This window comes from Paraburkholderia lycopersici (genome assembly GCF_900096975.1).
GTDB classification, from domain to species: Bacteria; Pseudomonadota; Gammaproteobacteria; order Burkholderiales; family Burkholderiaceae; genus Paraburkholderia; species Paraburkholderia lycopersici.
Genome location: NZ_FMYQ01000029.1, coordinates 92937 through 109714 on the forward strand (window position 1 = coordinate 92937; position 16778 = coordinate 109714).

A 16778-nucleotide genomic window follows, 5' to 3' on the forward strand; every position below is an offset into this window, starting at 1 on the left:
GTATTTCAGTGCGCGCCGGACGCGGCGTCCGGCGCAGGGGTTTGCGGATTCGTGAGCGGGCTTGTCAAAGCCGCCACCACGCGCTCCATCTGCATGAAGCGCGAGCCTTTCACGAGAATCGTTGCGCCGGCGCCGTAGCCGCCGCCGGCAAGCGCCCGCACGAGTTCGCCGACATCCGCGGCATGCAGCGCCTGCGCGCCGAACGCCGCCGCGATGTCACGCGCGGCGTCGCCGAGCGTGTAGAGCGCGTCGATGCCGCGCTCTTTCGCATAGGCGCCCACTTCGCGGTGAAACGCCGGGCCGTCGTCGCCGACTTCGCCCATGTCGCCCAGCACGAGCACGCGCGGCGACGCGTGCGAAGCGAGCACGTCGATTGCCGCGCGGACCGAATCGGGATTGGCGTTGTAGGTGTCGTCGATCACCGTTGCGCCCGCCAGCTCGCCAAGCGCCGCGCGCTTGACCTGCAGACGGCCTTTCACCGGCTCGAACGCCTCCAGCCCCCGGCCGATCGCCTCGAGCGGCACGCCCGCCGCGAGCGCCGCCGCCGTGGCCGCGAGCGAGTTGTGCGCGTTGTGCGCGCCGAGCACCTTCAGTTCCACCTCGAGGTGGCCTTCCGGCGTCGCGATCGCGAGACGGTTGCCGCCCGCGTTGCCAACGAGCTTGCCGGTAACCGCCGCATCGACCGCGCCGGTATGCGTATGGAGCGCGAAGTCGAGGACGCGCGACCCGGTCGCCGCCACGCGCCAGATGCCCGCATAGGCGTCGTCGGCGGGGAACACTGCGACGCCCGTGGGCTTGAGCGCGTGAATCACGCTCGCGTGCTCGAGCGCGACGGCTTCCACCGTCGCCATGAACTCCTGATGTTCGCGCTGCGCGTTGTTCACCACCGCGACCGTCGGCTCGGCGATTTTCGCGAGCAGGTCGGTCTCGCCCGGATGATTCATGCCGAGTTCGACCACGGCCAGCCGGTGAGCGCCGCTCAAACGCAGCAACGTTAACGGCAAGCCGATGTCGTTGTTGAGGTTGCCGCTCGTCGCGAGCCGCGAATTTTCGCCGACGGCCGCCGCGAAGATCGACGCGATCATTTCCTTGACGGTCGTCTTGCCGTTGCTGCCCGTCACGGCGACGAGCGGCATCGAAAAGCGCCGCCGCCAGCCGAGCGCGAGCGCGCCGAGCGCCGTGCGCGTGTCGTCCACGCGCAGCGCGGGAATGCGCCAGTCGCCGGGACTGCGCGAGACGAGCGCCGCGCTCACGTGACGGTTCGCGACCTCGCCGAGAAAGTCGTGCGCGTCGAAGCGGTCGCCCTTGAGCGCGACGAAGAGATCGCCGGGGCCCGCCGTGCGGCTATCGGTCGAAATGCGCTCGAACGTTGCGTTCTCGTCGCCGAGTACGCTTGCGCCGGGAATCAGCGCCGCTGCTTCGCGCAGGGAAAGCATTGTCATTCACCGCCTCCGCGCCCGTGCGTGGCACGAGCTGCGAGGGCAAGCCGCGCGTGGTCCTGGTCGGAGAACGCGCGCTTCTTGCCCATGATTTCCTGGGTCGCCTCGTGGCCCTTGCCGGCCAGCACGACGACGTCTTCGCGCGCCGCGCCGCGCACCGCCTGCAGAATCGCGCTCGCGCGGTCCTCGATGCAGCGCGCCTTTGCGGGCTCGTGCATGCCTTGCGCGATCTGCTCGATGATCGCGGCCGGCGACTCGCTGCGCGGGTTGTCGCTCGTCACGACGACCTGGTCGGCGAGGCGTTCGGCGATCGCGCCCATCAGCGGACGCTTGGTCGCGTCGCGATCGCCGCCGCAGCCGAACATGCAGACGAGCTGGCCACCGCGCGCAGCCGCGATCGGGCGCAATGCTTCGAGCGTCTTTTCGAGCGCGTCGGGCGTGTGCGCGTAGTCGATCACGACAAGCGGCTCGTCCTGATCGGCGCGGCCGCCGAGGCGCTCCATGCGGCCGTTCACCGGCTGCAGCTTCGCGATTTCGTTGAGCGCCGCGACGAGCGGCACGTTCGCCGCGAGCAGCGCGCCGAGCACGCCGAGCAGATTGCTGACGTTGAAAAGGCCGAGAACCTGCACCTCGACTTGCGCCTCACCCCAGTCCGACGTTTCCAGATGGAAAACCGTGCCGGTGGCCGTCGCGCGCACGTCCTTCGCGCGCAACCAGGCGTCGGCGGCCGGCGCATCGGCGGCGAGCGTCTGCACGCCGTACGCGATCGTGCGGGCCTTGCCCCGCGTGGCCGCGATCAGGCGGCGGCCCGCTGCGTCGTCGGCATTGACGACCGCGGCGCGCAGGCCCGGCCATGCGAAGAGACGCGCTTTCGCGGCCTCGTAGGCCTCGAACGTGCGGTGATAATCGAGATGGTCCTGCGTAAGATTCGTGAAGATGGCGACGTCGAACGAGGTGCCGTTCACGCGGCCCTGATGCAACGCGTGCGACGAAACTTCCATCGCCACGGCCTGCGCACCCTCGCTGCGCAACTGCGCGAGGCTGCGCTGAAGCTGCGGCGCATCCGGCGTGGTGAAACCGGTGTGCACGAGCTGTCCGGGAAAGCCGCTGCCGAGCGTGCCGACGATGGCGCACTTCTGGCCAATGCCCGTGAGCGCCGAAGCGACCCACTGGCTACACGAAGTCTTGCCGTTGGTGCCCGTCACGCCGACCACGAGCATCGCGTCGCTCGGGTCGCCGTACCAGCCGCTCGCGATTTCGCCCGCGAGCACGTCGAGCTGCGGCACGGCAAGCGCGATCGTCGTGTCCGGTTGCCGGCCCGCATAGCCTTCCGGCTGATACAGCACTGCAGCGGCGCCGCGCTCGATCGCGCCGGCGATGTGCCGACGGTTGTCCGCGCCTTCCACGGCATAGGCGAGAAATACGTCGCCCTGCTTGAGCGAGCGCGTGTCGGCGTGCAGGCCGGCTGCGGGCGCAACGTGCGCGCGCAGCCATGCGAGCGCGTCCGCGATCTGCCGGTGCGCGGGATGCTGGGTGCGCAGGGCGCTCATCGGACGACTCCGGGTCGGTTCTTCGCGTTGTCCGCGACCGTCATGCGATGCGCGGTCACAGCCGTCTTGTTTGCGGGTGAGTTCACCATGCGCTTCGCGGGAGCGGCCGGCACGTTTTCGGCAGACGGAGCCGAGGCGCCCGCGGCGCTGTCGTCCTCGACGACGAGCTGCTTCACCGGCATGTCGGGCGGCACGTTCAGCGAGCGCAGCGTATCGCCGACGATGCCCGAGAACACCGGCCCCGACACCGCGCCGCCGAAGTGGCTGCCGGCCGTCGGCTCGTCGACCGAGACCGCGACCACGATGCGCGGATTGGGCATCGGCGCCATGCCGACGAACGAAGCGCGGTACTTCGAGCGGTCGTAGCCATGCGGACCGTGCTTGTATGCCGTGCCGGACTTGCCGCCCACCCGGTAGCCGGGCACGGCGGCGTCGGGCGAGGTGCCGTCCTTCGACACCACGCTTTCGAGCATCGTGCGCACTTCACGCGCCGTGACCGGCGAAAAGACCTGCGTGCCCAGCACCGGCTGGGTGTCGCCGGGGTGGCGGAAGATCGTGACCGGCAGGATCTGGCCGTCGTGCGCGATCGCCGTGTACGCCCGCGCGAGCTGAAACAGCGAAACGGAGAGGCCGTAGCCGTACGACATCGTCGCCTGCTCTATGCGGCGCCAGCTTTTCCACGGGCGCAGACGGCCCGCCGCCGCGCCGGGAAACCCGACCTTCGGCGCCTGTCCGAGACCGATGCTGGTGTACATGTCCCACATTTCTTCGGGCTTGAGCGTCATCGCGATCTTCGTCGCGCCGATATTGCTCGACTTCTGGATCACGCCACCGACCGTGAGGACGCCGAACGCCGCGTCGTCGGTGATGGTCGCGCCGTCGAGCGTGAAGTGGCCCGGGCCCGTATCCACCAGTGTACTCGGCGAGACGCGGTGCAAATCGAGCGCGAGCGACACCGTGAACGGCTTCATGATCGAGCCCGGCTCGAACACGTCGGTGAGAATGCGGTTGCGCAACTGCTCGCCCGTGAGGTGCGAGCGGTCGTTCGGGTTGTAGGTCGGATAGTTGACGAGCGCGAGCACTTCGCCCGTGCGCACGTCCACCACCATCGCCGCGCCGGCCTTCGCCTTGAACTTTTCGACGGCCGCTTTCAGGTTCGAATAGGCGATGTACTGGATCTTGCTGTCGATCGATAGTTCGACATCCTTGCCATCATGGGGCACGACCGTTTCGTCCACATCCTCGATGATGTGACCCATGCGGTCCTTGATGACGTGGCGAATGCCGGGCACTCCAGCGAGAATCTTCTGGTCGGAGAGTTCCACGCCTTCCTGGCCTTCGTCTTCGACGTTGGTGAAGCCGATCAGGTGAGCGGTGACGTCGCCTTCGGGGTAGAAGCGCTTGTATTCGTTGCGTTGATAGACGCCCGGAATGTCGAGCGCCGAGACCTTCTGCGCCACGTCGAGCGGCACCTGGCGCTTCACGTAGACGAAGGTCTTGTCTTCGGAGAGCTTCGCGCGCAGCTCCTTCGCGCTCATGCCGAGCAGCGTGCCGAGCTGGTCCAGCTTGTCGGCGCCGAGATCGTCGGGCACGGCTTCGGGAATCGCCCAGATGGCGCGCACGGGCAGGCTCGTGGCGAGCACGAGTCCGTTGCGGTCGAGAATCTTGCCGCGCGTGGCCGGCAACTCGACGGTGCGCAGGTAGCGGCTTTCCCCTTGCTTCTGATAGAACGCGTTGCCCGGGCCCTGGATCCAGAACGCGCGCGCGGCAAGCGCGACGAACGCCATGAAGAGCAGGAACACGACGAGCTTCGAGCGCCACATCGGCAGACGCACGGAAAGAATGGGGTTGGCGCTGAAGGCGACGCTCTTGCGGCGATTGTCCTTTTTCATCGCGCGGCTCCGCGGCGGGCAGGCGTGGTCGCGGCGCCCTGCGGCGGCGCCGAGGTCGGCACGGGAGCGTCGGCGGCGGTTGCGGCACCCGGTGCGAGCGTCAGATATTGCGTGCGTCCGGTCGTGACGGGCTGCATCTTGAGCGAGTCGGTGGCGATCTGTTCGATGCGCGACGTCCTCGACAGCGCACTCTGCTGATACTGAAGTTGAGCGTAATCCTGCTGGAGCTGGTGCTCCTGCGACTGCGCGCGTTGCAACTGGATGAAGATCTGGCGCTGCTGATTGGTGGCGTTCACGACCGAGAGCGCGCACCCCATCACGACGATCAGCAGGAAGATGTTCAGGCGGTTCATGGCGTGACGCGCTCCGCGACGCGCATCACGGCCGAGCGGGCGCGCGGGTTCGCGGCGACTTCCTCGTCGCTCGCGAACACGCGGCCGAGCAGCTTGAGCGGCGGGCTCGGCAGGTCGACGGCGCGGATCGGCAGGCGACGGTCGATGGCAGGCGCGCTCGCGTGCGCCTGCATGAACCGCTTGACGATCCGGTCTTCGAGCGAATGAAAGCTGATGATCACCAGCCGCCCCCCCTGCTCCAGCGACGCCAAAGCCGCCTCTAAAACGACTTGCAGCTCCGCAAGCTCTTGATTGACGTGAATCCGTATAGCCTGAAAGGTGCGGGTTGCCGGGTCCTTACCCTTCTCACGGGTTTTGACGACGTTAGCCACGATTTGGGCAAGCTCGCCCGTGCTGTCGAGAGGCCCGAGACGGTCGGACTCTGCCCGGCGAGCAACAAGCGCCTTTGCAATCTGAAAAGCAAACCGTTCTTCCCCATAATCTCGAATCACCTCCGTCAGTTCCTGCAACGTGGCCCGCGCGAGCCAGTCAGCGGCGGACTCGCCGCGCGTCGGGTCCATCCGCATGTCGAGCGGGCCGTTCGCGCGGAAACTGAAACCGCGCTGCGGATCGTCGAATTGCGGCGACGACACGCCAAGGTCCAGCAGCACTCCCGACACACGCCCTACTCCGCGCGACGCGAGCTCGTCGCGCAGCGAAGCAAAACTCTCATGGACGATCGAAAACCGCGCATCGCCGATGGCTTGCGCCGTCGCGATCGCCTGCGGGTCCTTGTCGAACGCGATCAGGCGCCCGGCTTCGCCGAGGCGCCCGAGAATCGCGCGGCTGTGGCCGCCGCGGCCGAACGTGCCGTCCACATAGACGCCGTCCGCGCGTGTAACGAGCGCTTCGACCGCTTCGTCCAGCAGCACCGTGCGATGCTGCAATCCTTGTCCCATCGCAGATGCCATAGCTCTTTACCCGCGATCAGAACGTGAAATTCTTCAAGGCGTCGGGCATGCCCTGCGCCATTGCCGCCTGTTCCTTGGCGGCGTAGGTCTGCGCATCCCACAACTCAAAATGACTACCCATGCCGAGCAGCATGACTTCCTTTTCCATTCCTGCCGCCAGACGCAATTCAGGTGAAACGAGCACGCGGCCCGCGCTGTCGAGATCGACGTCGGACGCGTTGCCGAGAAAAATGCGACGCCACCAGTGCGCGTCCATCGGCAAGGCGGCGACCTTCGCACGGAACACTTCCCATTCGGGGCGCGGAAATAGCAACAGGCAGCCGTCCGGGTGCTTGGTGATCGTCACCCGTCCTTCTGCCTGTTGTTGCAGCGCTTCCCGATAGCGCGACGGAATAGACATCCGTCCTTTCGCATCGAGTGCCAGCGCCGACGCCCCCTGGAACAATTTGCTCCCCCTAACGCGGCGCCGTTCGCCGCCCGCCTAAATCTCAGAAAATTTACCGGAATACGCGCCTGAAATCACACAAAAATACACTTTCTCACACTGTCTCCCACTTTAGAGGAAGGGCCATCGAGGGTCAAGGGAGGCCGGACGTTTTTTGACGAAATTTATCCGCTAGAACAAGGACTTAGCGGCACTTGTTGAAGTCGGGCGAAAAGCCAAAAATCGTTATGAATGAATGAACTAACGCAGGTTCTGAAGGTGATACGTGAAAAGCGCGGCGATAAACGGCCTACGGCGGGAGCGAGCGGGGGTCTGGCGGGGAGTAATTCGGGGGGCTGAAAGCTCTGAAAGATTAATCGTAACCGGGCCGACAACGATTGCCGGCCCGGGTTGCCGAATCAAAGATAGTAAGCGGTACGCGTCATGACCTTCGATGCTACACGCATCAGCGAGCGCACCGGCAATGGCAATTCGACTCCGCCGAGATCGGTGGCCGACTTGGCGTGCGAGATCTCGTCGGTACGCATCTGCTCGACGACCGCGCGCGATTCGTGATCGGCGGGCGGCAAGCTCTCCAGGTGGCTGTCGAGATGGTGCTCGACCTGGCGCTCCGTTTCGGCCATGAAGCCAAGACTCACCTTGTCGCCCAGCCGCCCGGCTGCGAAGCCGATGGCGAGCGCCCCCGCATACCACAGCGGATTGAGCAGACTGGGACGCGAGTCGAGCGCCTGCAGACGGCGCGAGGTCCACGCAAGGTGATCCTCTTCTTCGCGTGCGGCTTGTTCGAAGGCGGCCTTGAGCGCGGGCGAGCGCGCCGACATTTTCTGGGCCTGATAGAGCGCCTGGGCACACACCTCGCCCACGTGGTTGACACGCATGAGGCCGGCGGCATGTGCGCGCTCGGCGGCCGTGAGTTCGCTGCCGGCCGGCACAGCATCGCCCGCGGGCGTAACTTCCACGGTGACGGGGGACGGCTGCGGCATCGGGCGCGTCATGCGCGACACGCCGGTGATCGAGCGCAGGCCCCGGTCGAATTCGGTAATCAGATCATCTAACGTCATCCAGCCTCCCTTTCGTTTCGTCGGCGAGCCAGAGAATCGCTCGCCCGGGACCGCCCTTTCTTAAGCACTAACAATCTCATGGAGATCCGTCAATCCGGGGCAGCGCCGATAGATAGCCGCATATTCTAGACCATGTTGTGTAAACGAAACAGGTACTTAGCGACGCCCTGGCTTTTCCTTTGTGACTATTAACCCTTTTGTTACATTACGTGCAACTTCTCGCGAAGTTAGAAGGACAGGACCACGCAAGATAAAAAACGGGTCCCGTTAAAAAGACGCAAAAGATTCGCAAACACTGGAGATCATTCAATGAAGAAGTCGCTTCTCGCGCTCGCTGCGCTGGGCGCGTTCGCGGGCGTTGCTCACGCTCAGAGCAGCGTCACGCTGTACGGCATCATCGACGAAGGTTTCAACATCAACACCAATGCGGGCGGCAAGCACCTGTACAACCTGTCGAGCGGCGTTCTGCAAGGCAGCCGCTTCGGTCTGCGCGGCGCTGAAGACCTCGGCGGCGGCCTGAAGGCAGTCTTCGTGCTCGAAAACGGCTTCGACGTGAATAGCGGCAAGCTCGGTCAGGGCGGCCTGATGTTCGGCCGTCAGGCTTATGTCGGCCTCTCGAGCGCGCAGTTCGGCACGGTCACGCTGGGTCGCCAGTACGACTCCGTCGTCGACTACGTCGGTCCGCTCGAAGCAGGCGACCAGTGGGGCGGCTACATTGCGGCTCACCCGCAGGATCTCGACAACTTCAACAACGCCTACCGTACGAACAACACGGTCAAGTTCACGAGCGCGAACTACGCCGGCCTGACGTTCGGCGGCACGTACAGCTTCGGTGGCCAGGCAGGCAACTTCTCGGCGAACCAGATCTGGTCGCTGGGCGCCGGCTATAACAACGGCCCCCTCGCCCTCGGCGTTGGTTACCTGAATGCACGTACGCCGAACGCCACCGGCGGCATCTTCAACAACGGCGGCGCCGCTGCGCCGCTGTCCGCGACGAGCAACCCGGTGTATGGCGGCTTCGCGTCGGCGAACACCTATCAGGTCATCGGCGCAGGCGGCGCGTACACGTTCGGCGCAGCGACGTTCGGCGTGACGTACTCGAACGTCAGCTTCCGCAACCTCGGCACGACGGCTACGTCGATCTTCGAGCGCGGCACGAACGCCACGTTCAACAACGTCGAAGCGAACTTCAAGTACCAGTTCACGCCGGCCCTGCTGGCAGGCTTCGCGTTCGACTACACGGACGGCAACAACGTCACGCGTGCGAACGGCACGAGCCAGAGCGGCGCGAAGTACTACCAGTACTCGATCGGCACGGACTACTTCCTGTCGAAGCGCACGGACGTCTACGTGATCGGCGTGTACCAGCACGCTTCGGGCAACGATTCGACGGGCGGCTCCGCTGTCGCATCGATCAACGCCCTGACCCCGTCGAGCAACGACAACCAGTTCACGGCTCGCGTGGGTATCCGTCACAAGTTCTAATAAGAACAGCCGTTGTAATCTCGAAGGCGCCTCCGGGCGCCTTTTTTCTTTTGCGAGACGCTTCGCTTCGCGACACACCGCAAGTCGCAAAAAAAGCCTGCCCTCGATGGGCAGGCTTTTTCGCCTGCTTTTCGCCTGACTCGCGCCTGCTTCGTGCCTGGCGCGTTCGCGGTCAGGCGCGGCCGTCGCGCAGTTCGCGGCGCAAGATCTTGCCGACGTTGCTCTTGGGCAGATCGTTGCGGAACTCGATGATTTTCGGCCGCTTGTAGCCCGTGAGCTGGGTCTTGCAATACTCGAACACGTCCTTGTCGGTGAGCGCCGGGTCCTTCTTGACGATATAGAGCTTCACCGCTTCGCCCGAATGCTGGTCCGGCACACCGACCGCCGCCACCTCGAACACGCCCGGCAGTTTCGCAACGACGTCCTCGACCTCGTTCGGATACACGTTGAAGCCCGAGACCAGGATCATGTCCTTCTTGCGATCGACGAGCTTGATATAGCCGCGTGCGTTCACGAGGCCGACGTCGCCCGACTTGAAATAGCCATCGGACGTCATGACCTTCGCCGTTTCTTCCGGACGTTGCCAGTAGCCCGCCATCACCTGCGGACCGCGAATGCAGATCTCACCGGCCTCGCCAATCGGCAGTTCGTTGTCGGCGTCGTCGCGAATCGAGATTTCGGTGGAAGGCAGCGGCAAGCCGATCGTCCCGGTGTATTCGGTGGCTGTAACCGGATTGCAGGTCACGCTGGGCGAGGTTTCCGAGAGCCCATAGCCTTCGACGATCGGCGTATGGGTGCGCTCGTACCAGCGCTTTGCCACGGCTTCCTGCACCGCCATGCCGCCGCCGTTCGCGACCAGCAGATGCGTGAAATCGAGCCTGTCGAATTCCGGATGATTGAGGATCGCGTTGTAGAGCGTGTTGACCGCGGGAAACGTGGTGATCGAGTAGCCGTGCAGTTCCTTGATCATCCCGCCGATATCGCGCGGATTCGGAATCAGGATCGCGAGGCCGCCGGTGCGGATCGACAGCAGGCCGCAGACCGTGAGCGCAAATACGTGATAAAGCGGGAGCGCCGCGACCGTCACGGCCTGCGTGCCGGACGGCAGTTTCGCGAGCGCGGGCTCGGTCCACGCCGCCGACTGCAGCACGTTGGCGACCAGATTGCGATGCAGCAGCGTCGCGCCCTTGGCCACGCCGGTGGTGCCGCCCGTGTACTGGAGGAAGGCGACGTCGTCGGGCGTCTGCTCGACGCGCTCGAAGCCCGCGCGTGCGCCCTCGGCGAGCGCGTCGCTGAAGCTCACGTGCCCCGGCAGGTTCCAGGCCGGCACCATCTTCTTCACGTGCCGCACGACAAAGTCGACGATGAACCCCTTCGCGCCGAGGAGGTCGCCCATCGACGCCACCAGCACATGCTTCACGCGCGTATTGGCGATAACGGCGCTCAACGTTCCGGCGAAATTCTCGAGGATGACGATCGCCTCGGCACCGCTGTCCTTCAACTGATGTTCGAGCTCGCGCGGCGTGTAAAGCGGATTCACGTTCACGACAACATAGCCCGCGCGCAGCACCGCGGCCAGCGCAACCGGATACTGAAGCACATTGGGCATCATGAGCGCGACGCGCGCGCCGCGCGCAATGCCGCGCGACTGCAACCACGCGGCGAGACGCTGCGAGAGCTGGTCCAGCTCACCGTAAGTGATCGTCTTGCCCATGCACGCGAAAGCGGGCTTCGCGCGGTATTCGCTGAAGCTCTCCTCGAGCAGCGCTGTGATGGACACGTAACGGCTCGCGTCGATTTCCGCAGGAACGCCGGGCGGGTACGATTTCAGCCAGACTTTTTCCATGTGGCGTCTCCTCCCTGATTTTTCGAATGGTCGTGCTAAAAAGCGGATCGTAGCATGCCGATCTCGCTTTTATGCCAGCAAATCAGCGTGTTAGAAAGGCCCCTCGAACACGTGCTCGAGGGGGCAGGCGGCATGAAACAGATTCAGGCGCGTTCGACTTCGACCAGGCAATCGTAGAAAGTCGCCGAGCCGCCAAGGTCGGTGAGCGCCTGGCTCGTCACCTCGTTGGCGTTGCGGCCGTCCGGCGCGAGCTTCTTCCACCAGATCGAGAGACCGACAACGAGACCGCTGCGAGCCCGGTCGGTCACGCGCGCCCGTGCGCGCATCGAGCCGCGGTCGTTGAACACGCGGACCTCGTCGCCATCGGCGATCTCGCGGTGCGCGGCGTCGTCCGGATGGAGGTCGACGTGCGGCTCGCCTTCGGTTGCGCGCAGGCTCTCCACGTTCACGAAGGTGCTGTTCAGAAAGTTGCGCGCCGGCGGCGAGATCATCGCGAGCGGATAACGCGCCGCGAGCTCGGGCGCACCGTCCGCCGATTCGTGCGGCGGCAGGTAGTCCGGCAGCGGATCGAGCCCGGCCTTCGCGAGCGCCTCGCTACGGAACTCGCATTTGCCCGTGGGTGTGCGAAAGCCGCCGTTTGCGAACGGTGCTTCGGGGATGTCCAGCTTCAGCCAGCCTTCGCGCTTGAGCACGGTCCAGTCGGCGCCGCCAAACACGGGATCGCTCCAGTCGAATGCGTGCGCCGCCACGTCTTCGTCGCTTTCGAACAGCGCCGGCTCGGTCAAACCCATCGCGCGCGCAATCGAACGGAAGATTCCGGTGTTCGGACGCGCCTCGCCGACGGGAGCGATCGCGGGAAGGTTCGCCATCACGTGGGTGTGGCCGTAGGACTTGTGGACGTCGAGATGCTCGAGCTGGGTCGTGGCGGGCAGCAGCAGGTCGGCGTAATCGGCCGTGTCGGTCTGGAACTGCTCGAGCACGATCGTAAAGAGATCTTCCCGCGCGAAGCCGGCCGCGACCTTCGCCGATTCCGGCGCGACGGCGACCGGATTCGAGTTATAGACGACGATCGCTTCGATCTTCGGACCGAATGCGGCGTCGCCCGGGTGCGTGAGCGCGTCGCCGATCTGGTTCATGTTGATGATGCGCGGCTGATGCTGCGGCCAGCCCGGGATCAGGTCGGGACGTTGCAGCGCGTGCACATCGACCGGTGCCCAGCCCGACGACGAAAGCAGCACGCCGCCCGCACGCTCGCGCCAGGCACCCGTCAACGCGGGCAGGCAGGCGATTGCGCGCACGGCATTGCCGCCGCCGCGCACGCGCTGCAGACCGTAGTTCATGCGAATTGCCGCCTTGCGCGTCGACGCATAAAGACGCGCGAGATCGACGACCACCTGCTCTTCGATACCGCAAATTTCGGCGACGCGCGCAGGCGTATAGGTCAGGGCGCGCGCTTTCAGGGCGTCGAAGCCGTGCGTGTGCGCGGCAATGTATTCGTGATCGAGCCGGTCCTCGCTAATCAGCACGCGCATCATGCCGAGCGCGAGCGCGCCGTCGGTACCGGGCTTGAGCGCGACATGCTGATGGCACTTCTCGGCGGTGAGTGAGCGATAGGGGTCGATCGCGATCAGCTTCGCGCCGTTGCGTTTTGCTTCCTGCGCGCGCGTCCAGAAATGCAGGTTCGAGGCGATGGGATTCGCGCCCCAGATCAGGATCACTTCGCTTTCTGCGAAATATTCCGTGAGCATGCCGAGGCTCGAACCGAACGTATAACGCAGGCCGGCGGCGCCCGCCGCCGCACAAATCGCGCGATCGAGACGGGAGGCACCCAGCTTGTGAAAGAAACGCTGGGCGATGCTATCGCCCTGGACTAGCCCCATCGTGCCGGCATAGCTGTACGGCAGGATCGCTTCAGGCGCACGCTGTGCGATTTCACCGAGGCGCGCAGCCGCGATGCGGCAGGCCTCTTCCCAGCCGATCGGCTCGAAACGCCCTGCCCCCTTGGGGCCGACGCGCTTCATTGGCTGAGTCAGACGCTTCGGATGATGGACTCGCTCGGCGTAGCGCGTCACCTTCGTGCATAGCACGCCCTGCGTAGGCGGATGGTCGGGATCGCCACTTACCTTGATCGCCCGACCGTTTTCGACGGTCACGCGCATCGCGCAAGTATCGGGACAGTCGTGCGGGCAAACCGCGCGGGCAAATTCGGCTGGGGCGCTCATCGGGAATCCGTGGGTAAGGCGTTCTGTCGTAAGGGGGATTTTATTATGCCCACGGCGAGCGTCTCGCATGCACCGTGGGGGTTGGCGCGAAAAAAAAGGTTCGGCGTAGAATGGTTTGTCTAGACTCGGCCTTTTGGGGAGACAAGGGCCGGGCGCCCACTTTTCGAGCACCGTCCGCCATGAAACTGATTCCCGAAATCCAGGCCGCCCAAGGCGAAATTCAGGGCCTCCGACGAACGATCCACGCGCACCCCGAACTGCGCTACGAAGAAACCCAAACCTCCGACCTCGTTGCATCGAAGCTCGCCGAATGGGGCATCGAAGTGCATCGCGGCATGGGCAGAACCGGTGTAGTCGGCGTGCTCAAGCGCGGCAACGGCAACCGTACGATCGGTTTGCGCGCCGATATGGACGCCTTGCCGATCGAGGAACTCAATACCTTCGATCATCGCTCGCGCAACGAAGGCAAGATGCATGCGTGCGGGCACGACGGCCATACGGCGATGCTGCTCGGCGCGGCGCAATACCTCGCGCGGCACGGGCAGTTCGACGGCACGATCGTCTTCATTTTCCAGCCTGCCGAAGAAGGCGGCGCCGGCGCAAAGGCGATGATCGAAGATGGCCTCTTCAAGCAATTTCCCGTCGATGCGGTATTCGGCATTCACAACTGGCCCGGCATGCCGGCTGGCCACTTCGGCGTGACCGAAGGGCCGATCATGGCTTCGAGCAACGAATTTCGCATTGAAATCAGGGGCGTGGGCTCACATGCCGCATTGCCGCACAACGGTCGGGATCCGGTCTTCACGGCAGTCCAGATCGCGAACGGGTTGCAGAGCATCATCACGCGCAACAAGAAACCGCTCGATACGGCCGTGCTGTCTATCACCCAGATTCATGCCGGCGATGCGGTCAACGTGGTGCCGAACACGGCGTGGATCGCGGGCACGGTGCGTACGTTCACAACGGAGACGCTAGACCTGATCGAATCGCGGCTGCGCAAGATCGCCGGGAGTACGGCCGAAGCCTACGAGTGCTCGGTCGACATCACCTTCTACCGCAACTATCCGCCGACTGTGAATAGCGGTGCGGAAACAAAGTTCGCTGTCGAGGTCATGCGTGATGTGGTCGGCACCGACCACGTGGATGCAAACGTAGAGCCGACCATGGGCGCCGAAGACTTCTCTTTCATGCTGCTCGAAAAGCCAGGCTGCTACGCGTTTCTCGGCAACGGCGAAGGGGGGCATCGAGAAGCGGGACATGGCACCGGCCCTTGCATGCTGCACAACGCGAGCTACGATTTCAACGACCAACTGCTGCCCGTGGGGTCGTCGTACTGGGTGCATCTGGCGACGAGATTCCTGGCTCAGGCGTGATTTCGGGCTGTTAACGCAAAAAGCGTAAGCGGCTCGCGGCGGCCGTCGTAGACGGCTTCAGGGATCGGAATCAAAGTGATGTCCATCATTTTCGAAGTGATGGACACCACTTTGTCAGAGCCAACACAGAGGCCCGGCAGCCGTAAAGGTCGCCCGAACCATAATCCCGAATTCCGACGTCGCTTGGCGAAGGCAGCTTGCGAACCAGGGGTGTCAATCGCCCGGTTGGCCCGTGAGAACGGCTTGAACGCGAACCTCGTGTTCGCGTGGCGGCGCCGGTATCTGGCGGAACAGCAAGCCGAGCCGGTGCAACTCGTTCCGGTGGCGATCGTGAACGAGGCGTCATCGGTCGATGAACCTCCGGCGCCGCCAGAGCCAGAGATCGTGCGGCCGGCTGTGCCTGCTGGTTCAATCGAGGTTCGGATCGGCCGGGCAGTGGTTAAGGTCGACGGTATTGTCGACGCTGAGATGCTTCGAACGGTTTTGGAGAGCCTGCGCTCGTGATTTCTCTGCCAACAGGTACGCGTATCTGGCTTGTCGCGGGCATCACGGATATGCGCTGCGGCTTCCAGGGCTTGGCTGCCAAGGTGCAAACAGCGCTTGAGGAGAACCCGCTGGGCGGTAACGTCTTCATCTTCCGCGGGCGCCGCGGCGATCTCGTGAAGGTGCTTTGGGCTACTGAGGACGGGCTCTGGCTTCTCGCGAAACGGTTGGAGCGAGGGCGTTTCGTCTGGCCGCAGGCCGATGGCGGCAAGGTCTTCCTGACCTCCGCCCAACTGTCGATGTTGCTTGAGGGTATCGACTGGCGGCAACCACGCCGCACCGCTGCACTGTCGATGTTGTAAACGGCGAGGAAGGCTCGTAAACTGCGCTTCATGTCGAACGGCGCCGATCTCCTTGAGGATGTTCACGCGCTGCAGGCCTTGGTGCTTGCGCAACGCGCGTCGCTTGCCGAACAAAGTGGCGAGATCGAACGGCTCGTGCGGGACATGGCCGAACGGGAACTCGAGATCGAGCGGCTGAAGGCGCAGATCGACAAGCTCAAACGGATGCACTTCGGTCGCAAGTCCGAGCAGCTTGACCGGCAGATCGACCGGCTTTAGACCGAGCTCGAAGATCTGGCTGCCGGTCGCGGCGTTGCCGATATGCGCCGAGCCCGCGCGTCGACCGCGAGCATGTCTGGCGTCAACGCGTCGCCGCAGGAGGCCCTGCCGCCCCATCTGCCGCGCGAAGAGCATGCGTTCGAACTCGATCCGGGCTGCCCACTGTGCGGAAACGTGATGTAGCTGATCGGCGAAGACACATCCGGGCAGCTCGCTCGTGTCTCGGCCGCCTTCAAGGTGATCCGCACGATCCGGCGCAAGGGCGTCTGCACCTGCTGCAAGCACTTCTCGCAGCCGCCGATGCCCGGTCTGCCGATTGAACGCAGCATTGCCCACCCGAGCCTGTTGGCTGACATCCTCGTCTCGAAGTATGCGGACCACGCCCCGTTGTACCGTCAGTCGGAGATTGCCGCACGCGACGGCGTCGCGCTCGACCGCGCCAGCATGGGGCGCTGGGTTGGTCAATGCGAGGAGCTGTGCCGCCCGCTGACCGAGGCACTGCGCCGCTACACGATGGCCGGCAAGAAGCTGCATGCGGATGACACACCGATCCCCGTGCTCGCGCCGGGCAACAAGAAGACCAGGACCGGTCGCCTGTGGGTCTACGTGCGCGACGACCGCCGCTCTGGTTCGAACGAACCGGCCGCAGTATGGTTCGACTACTCGTCTGACCGCAAAGGCATCCATCCCCAGACCCGTCTCGCCGGATTCGAGGGCATCCTGCAAGCAGATGGCTACGATGGCGTCAACGAGTTGTACGCGAGCGGCAGAGTTCGTCAGGCGGCTTGCTGGGACCATGCGAGGAGACGGTACTACGAAGTTCATGCGAGCACGCCAACCGACGACACGCAGGAACTGCTCGACATGCTCGGCGAGCTCTACAGCATCGAGGCGAATATCCGCGGCAAACCAGCCACCGAACGGCTGCGAGTGCGGCAAGAGAAGAGCAAGCCACTGCTCATCGGTAAGCGGTCCATCTTTAACGTCTAGTCCTGATCGACAGGAGCGAGGAGCATAGGGGTCCACCAATTCGAGGTGGACACCTATGCCTGACAAAGA

The 16778-nt window shown here is 64.5% G+C and carries 13 protein-coding genes and 1 pseudogene; 5 read left to right on the plus strand and 9 right to left on the minus strand.

Features of this window, described 5'->3' with window-relative positions; genetic code table 11:
* Positions 1-5: 5 nt before the first annotated feature.
* The 7 genes from BLU17_RS25820 to coq7 form a co-directional block, all read right to left on the minus strand.
* Positions 6-1442, minus strand: coding sequence for a UDP-N-acetylmuramoyl-tripeptide--D-alanyl-D-alanine ligase (locus BLU17_RS25820; protein WP_092003305.1), 1437 nt, complete (start codon positions 1440-1442; stop codon positions 6-8).
* Positions 1439-2989, minus strand: a complete 1551-nt coding sequence (locus BLU17_RS25825) for a UDP-N-acetylmuramoyl-L-alanyl-D-glutamate--2,6-diaminopimelate ligase (protein ID WP_092003307.1) — start codon at positions 2987-2989, stop codon at positions 1439-1441. Before BLU17_RS25825 ends, BLU17_RS25820 begins: the two co-directional genes overlap by 4 nt.
* Positions 2986-4881 (minus strand): peptidoglycan D,D-transpeptidase FtsI family protein, encoded by a 1896-nt coding sequence (locus BLU17_RS25830; protein WP_092003310.1) that lies wholly within the window; start codon positions 4879-4881, stop codon positions 2986-2988. The genes BLU17_RS25825 and BLU17_RS25830 overlap by 4 nt, the downstream gene beginning before the upstream one ends.
* A complete protein-coding gene (gene ftsL / locus BLU17_RS25835) occupies positions 4878-5234 on the minus strand; it encodes a cell division protein FtsL (protein ID WP_092003312.1) in 357 nt (118 codons plus the stop codon). The genes BLU17_RS25830 and ftsL overlap by 4 nt, the downstream gene beginning before the upstream one ends.
* Entirely contained in the window at positions 5231-6184 is a 954-nt protein-coding gene (gene rsmH / locus BLU17_RS25840; protein WP_092003315.1) for a 16S rRNA (cytosine(1402)-N(4))-methyltransferase RsmH, read from the minus strand. The genes ftsL and rsmH overlap by 4 nt, the downstream gene beginning before the upstream one ends.
* Before the next feature lie 16 nt (positions 6185-6200).
* Positions 6201-6629: a division/cell wall cluster transcriptional repressor MraZ gene (mraZ, locus tag BLU17_RS25845; RefSeq protein ID WP_092003318.1), complete on the minus strand. Its 429-nt coding sequence runs from the start codon at positions 6627-6629 to the stop codon at positions 6201-6203.
* Positions 6630-7027: 398 nt separating this feature from the next.
* Entirely contained in the window at positions 7028-7690 is a 663-nt protein-coding gene (gene coq7, locus BLU17_RS25850; protein WP_092003321.1) for a 2-polyprenyl-3-methyl-6-methoxy-1,4-benzoquinone monooxygenase, read from the minus strand.
* 309 nt (positions 7691-7999) lie between these two features.
* On the opposite strand from coq7, the gene BLU17_RS25855 reads away from it, so the two are divergent.
* On the plus strand, positions 8000-9175 hold the full coding sequence (locus BLU17_RS25855) for a porin (protein ID WP_092003323.1): 1176 nt from the start codon (positions 8000-8002) through the stop codon (positions 9173-9175).
* 172 nt (positions 9176-9347) lie between these two features.
* Here BLU17_RS25855 and BLU17_RS25860 read toward each other — a convergent pair whose 3' ends face one another.
* Together BLU17_RS25860 and BLU17_RS25865 are read right to left on the minus strand one after the other, a co-directional pair.
* Complete coding sequence (locus BLU17_RS25860) at positions 9348-11021, minus strand: long-chain fatty acid--CoA ligase (protein WP_092003326.1); 1674 nt, start codon at positions 11019-11021, stop codon at positions 9348-9350.
* A 143-nt stretch (positions 11022-11164) separates the two neighbouring features.
* Complete coding sequence (locus BLU17_RS25865) at positions 11165-13243, minus strand: molybdopterin-containing oxidoreductase family protein (RefSeq protein ID WP_092003329.1); 2079 nt, start codon at positions 13241-13243, stop codon at positions 11165-11167.
* Between the two features lie 179 nt (positions 13244-13422).
* Here BLU17_RS25865 and BLU17_RS25870 point away from each other — a divergent pair, with 179 nt between their 5' ends.
* From BLU17_RS25870 to tnpC, 4 genes and pseudogenes are all read left to right on the plus strand, one after another.
* Positions 13423-14616: a M20 aminoacylase family protein gene (locus BLU17_RS25870; RefSeq protein ID WP_092003332.1), complete on the plus strand. Its 1194-nt coding sequence runs from the start codon at positions 13423-13425 to the stop codon at positions 14614-14616.
* Between the two features lie 78 nt (positions 14617-14694).
* Positions 14695-15120, plus strand: coding sequence for an IS66-like element accessory protein TnpA (tnpA, locus tag BLU17_RS25875; RefSeq protein ID WP_092003335.1), 426 nt, complete (start codon positions 14695-14697; stop codon positions 15118-15120).
* On the plus strand, positions 15117-15461 hold the full coding sequence (gene tnpB / locus BLU17_RS25880; RefSeq protein WP_092003338.1) for an IS66 family insertion sequence element accessory protein TnpB: 345 nt from the start codon (positions 15117-15119) through the stop codon (positions 15459-15461). The genes tnpA and tnpB overlap by 4 nt, the downstream gene beginning before the upstream one ends.
* Positions 15462-15491: 30 nt before the next feature.
* Positions 15492-16679, plus strand: a pseudogene (tnpC, locus tag BLU17_RS25885) (IS66 family transposase); the annotation flags it as partial.
* Positions 16680-16778 lie beyond the last annotated feature (99 nt).

Excerpts from the sequence above, each read along its gene's own strand:
- BLU17_RS25820 (WP_092003305.1), bottom strand. The coding sequence starts at position 1,442 with ATGACAATGCTTTCCCTGCGCGAAGCAGCGGCGCTGATTCCCGGCGCA.
- rsmH (WP_092003315.1), bottom strand. The coding sequence starts at position 6,184 with ATGGCATCTGCGATGGGACAAGGATTGCAGCATCGCACGGTGCTGCTG.
- BLU17_RS25830 (WP_092003310.1), bottom strand. The coding sequence starts at position 4,881 with ATGAAAAAGGACAATCGCCGCAAGAGCGTCGCCTTCAGCGCCAACCCC.
- BLU17_RS25865 (WP_092003329.1), bottom strand. The coding sequence starts at position 13,243 with ATGAGCGCCCCAGCCGAATTTGCCCGCGCGGTTTGCCCGCACGACTGT.
- BLU17_RS25825 (WP_092003307.1), bottom strand. The coding sequence starts at position 2,989 with ATGAGCGCCCTGCGCACCCAGCATCCCGCGCACCGGCAGATCGCGGAC.
- BLU17_RS25855 (WP_092003323.1), top strand. The coding sequence starts at position 8,000 with ATGAAGAAGTCGCTTCTCGCGCTCGCTGCGCTGGGCGCGTTCGCGGGC.
- ftsL (WP_092003312.1), bottom strand. The coding sequence starts at position 5,234 with ATGAACCGCCTGAACATCTTCCTGCTGATCGTCGTGATGGGGTGCGCG.
- coq7 (WP_092003321.1), bottom strand. The coding sequence starts at position 7,690 with ATGACGTTAGATGATCTGATTACCGAATTCGACCGGGGCCTGCGCTCG.
- BLU17_RS25870 (WP_092003332.1), top strand. The coding sequence starts at position 13,423 with ATGAAACTGATTCCCGAAATCCAGGCCGCCCAAGGCGAAATTCAGGGC.
- BLU17_RS25860 (WP_092003326.1), bottom strand. The coding sequence starts at position 11,021 with ATGGAAAAAGTCTGGCTGAAATCGTACCCGCCCGGCGTTCCTGCGGAA.
- tnpA (WP_092003335.1), top strand. The coding sequence starts at position 14,695 with ATGTCCATCATTTTCGAAGTGATGGACACCACTTTGTCAGAGCCAACA.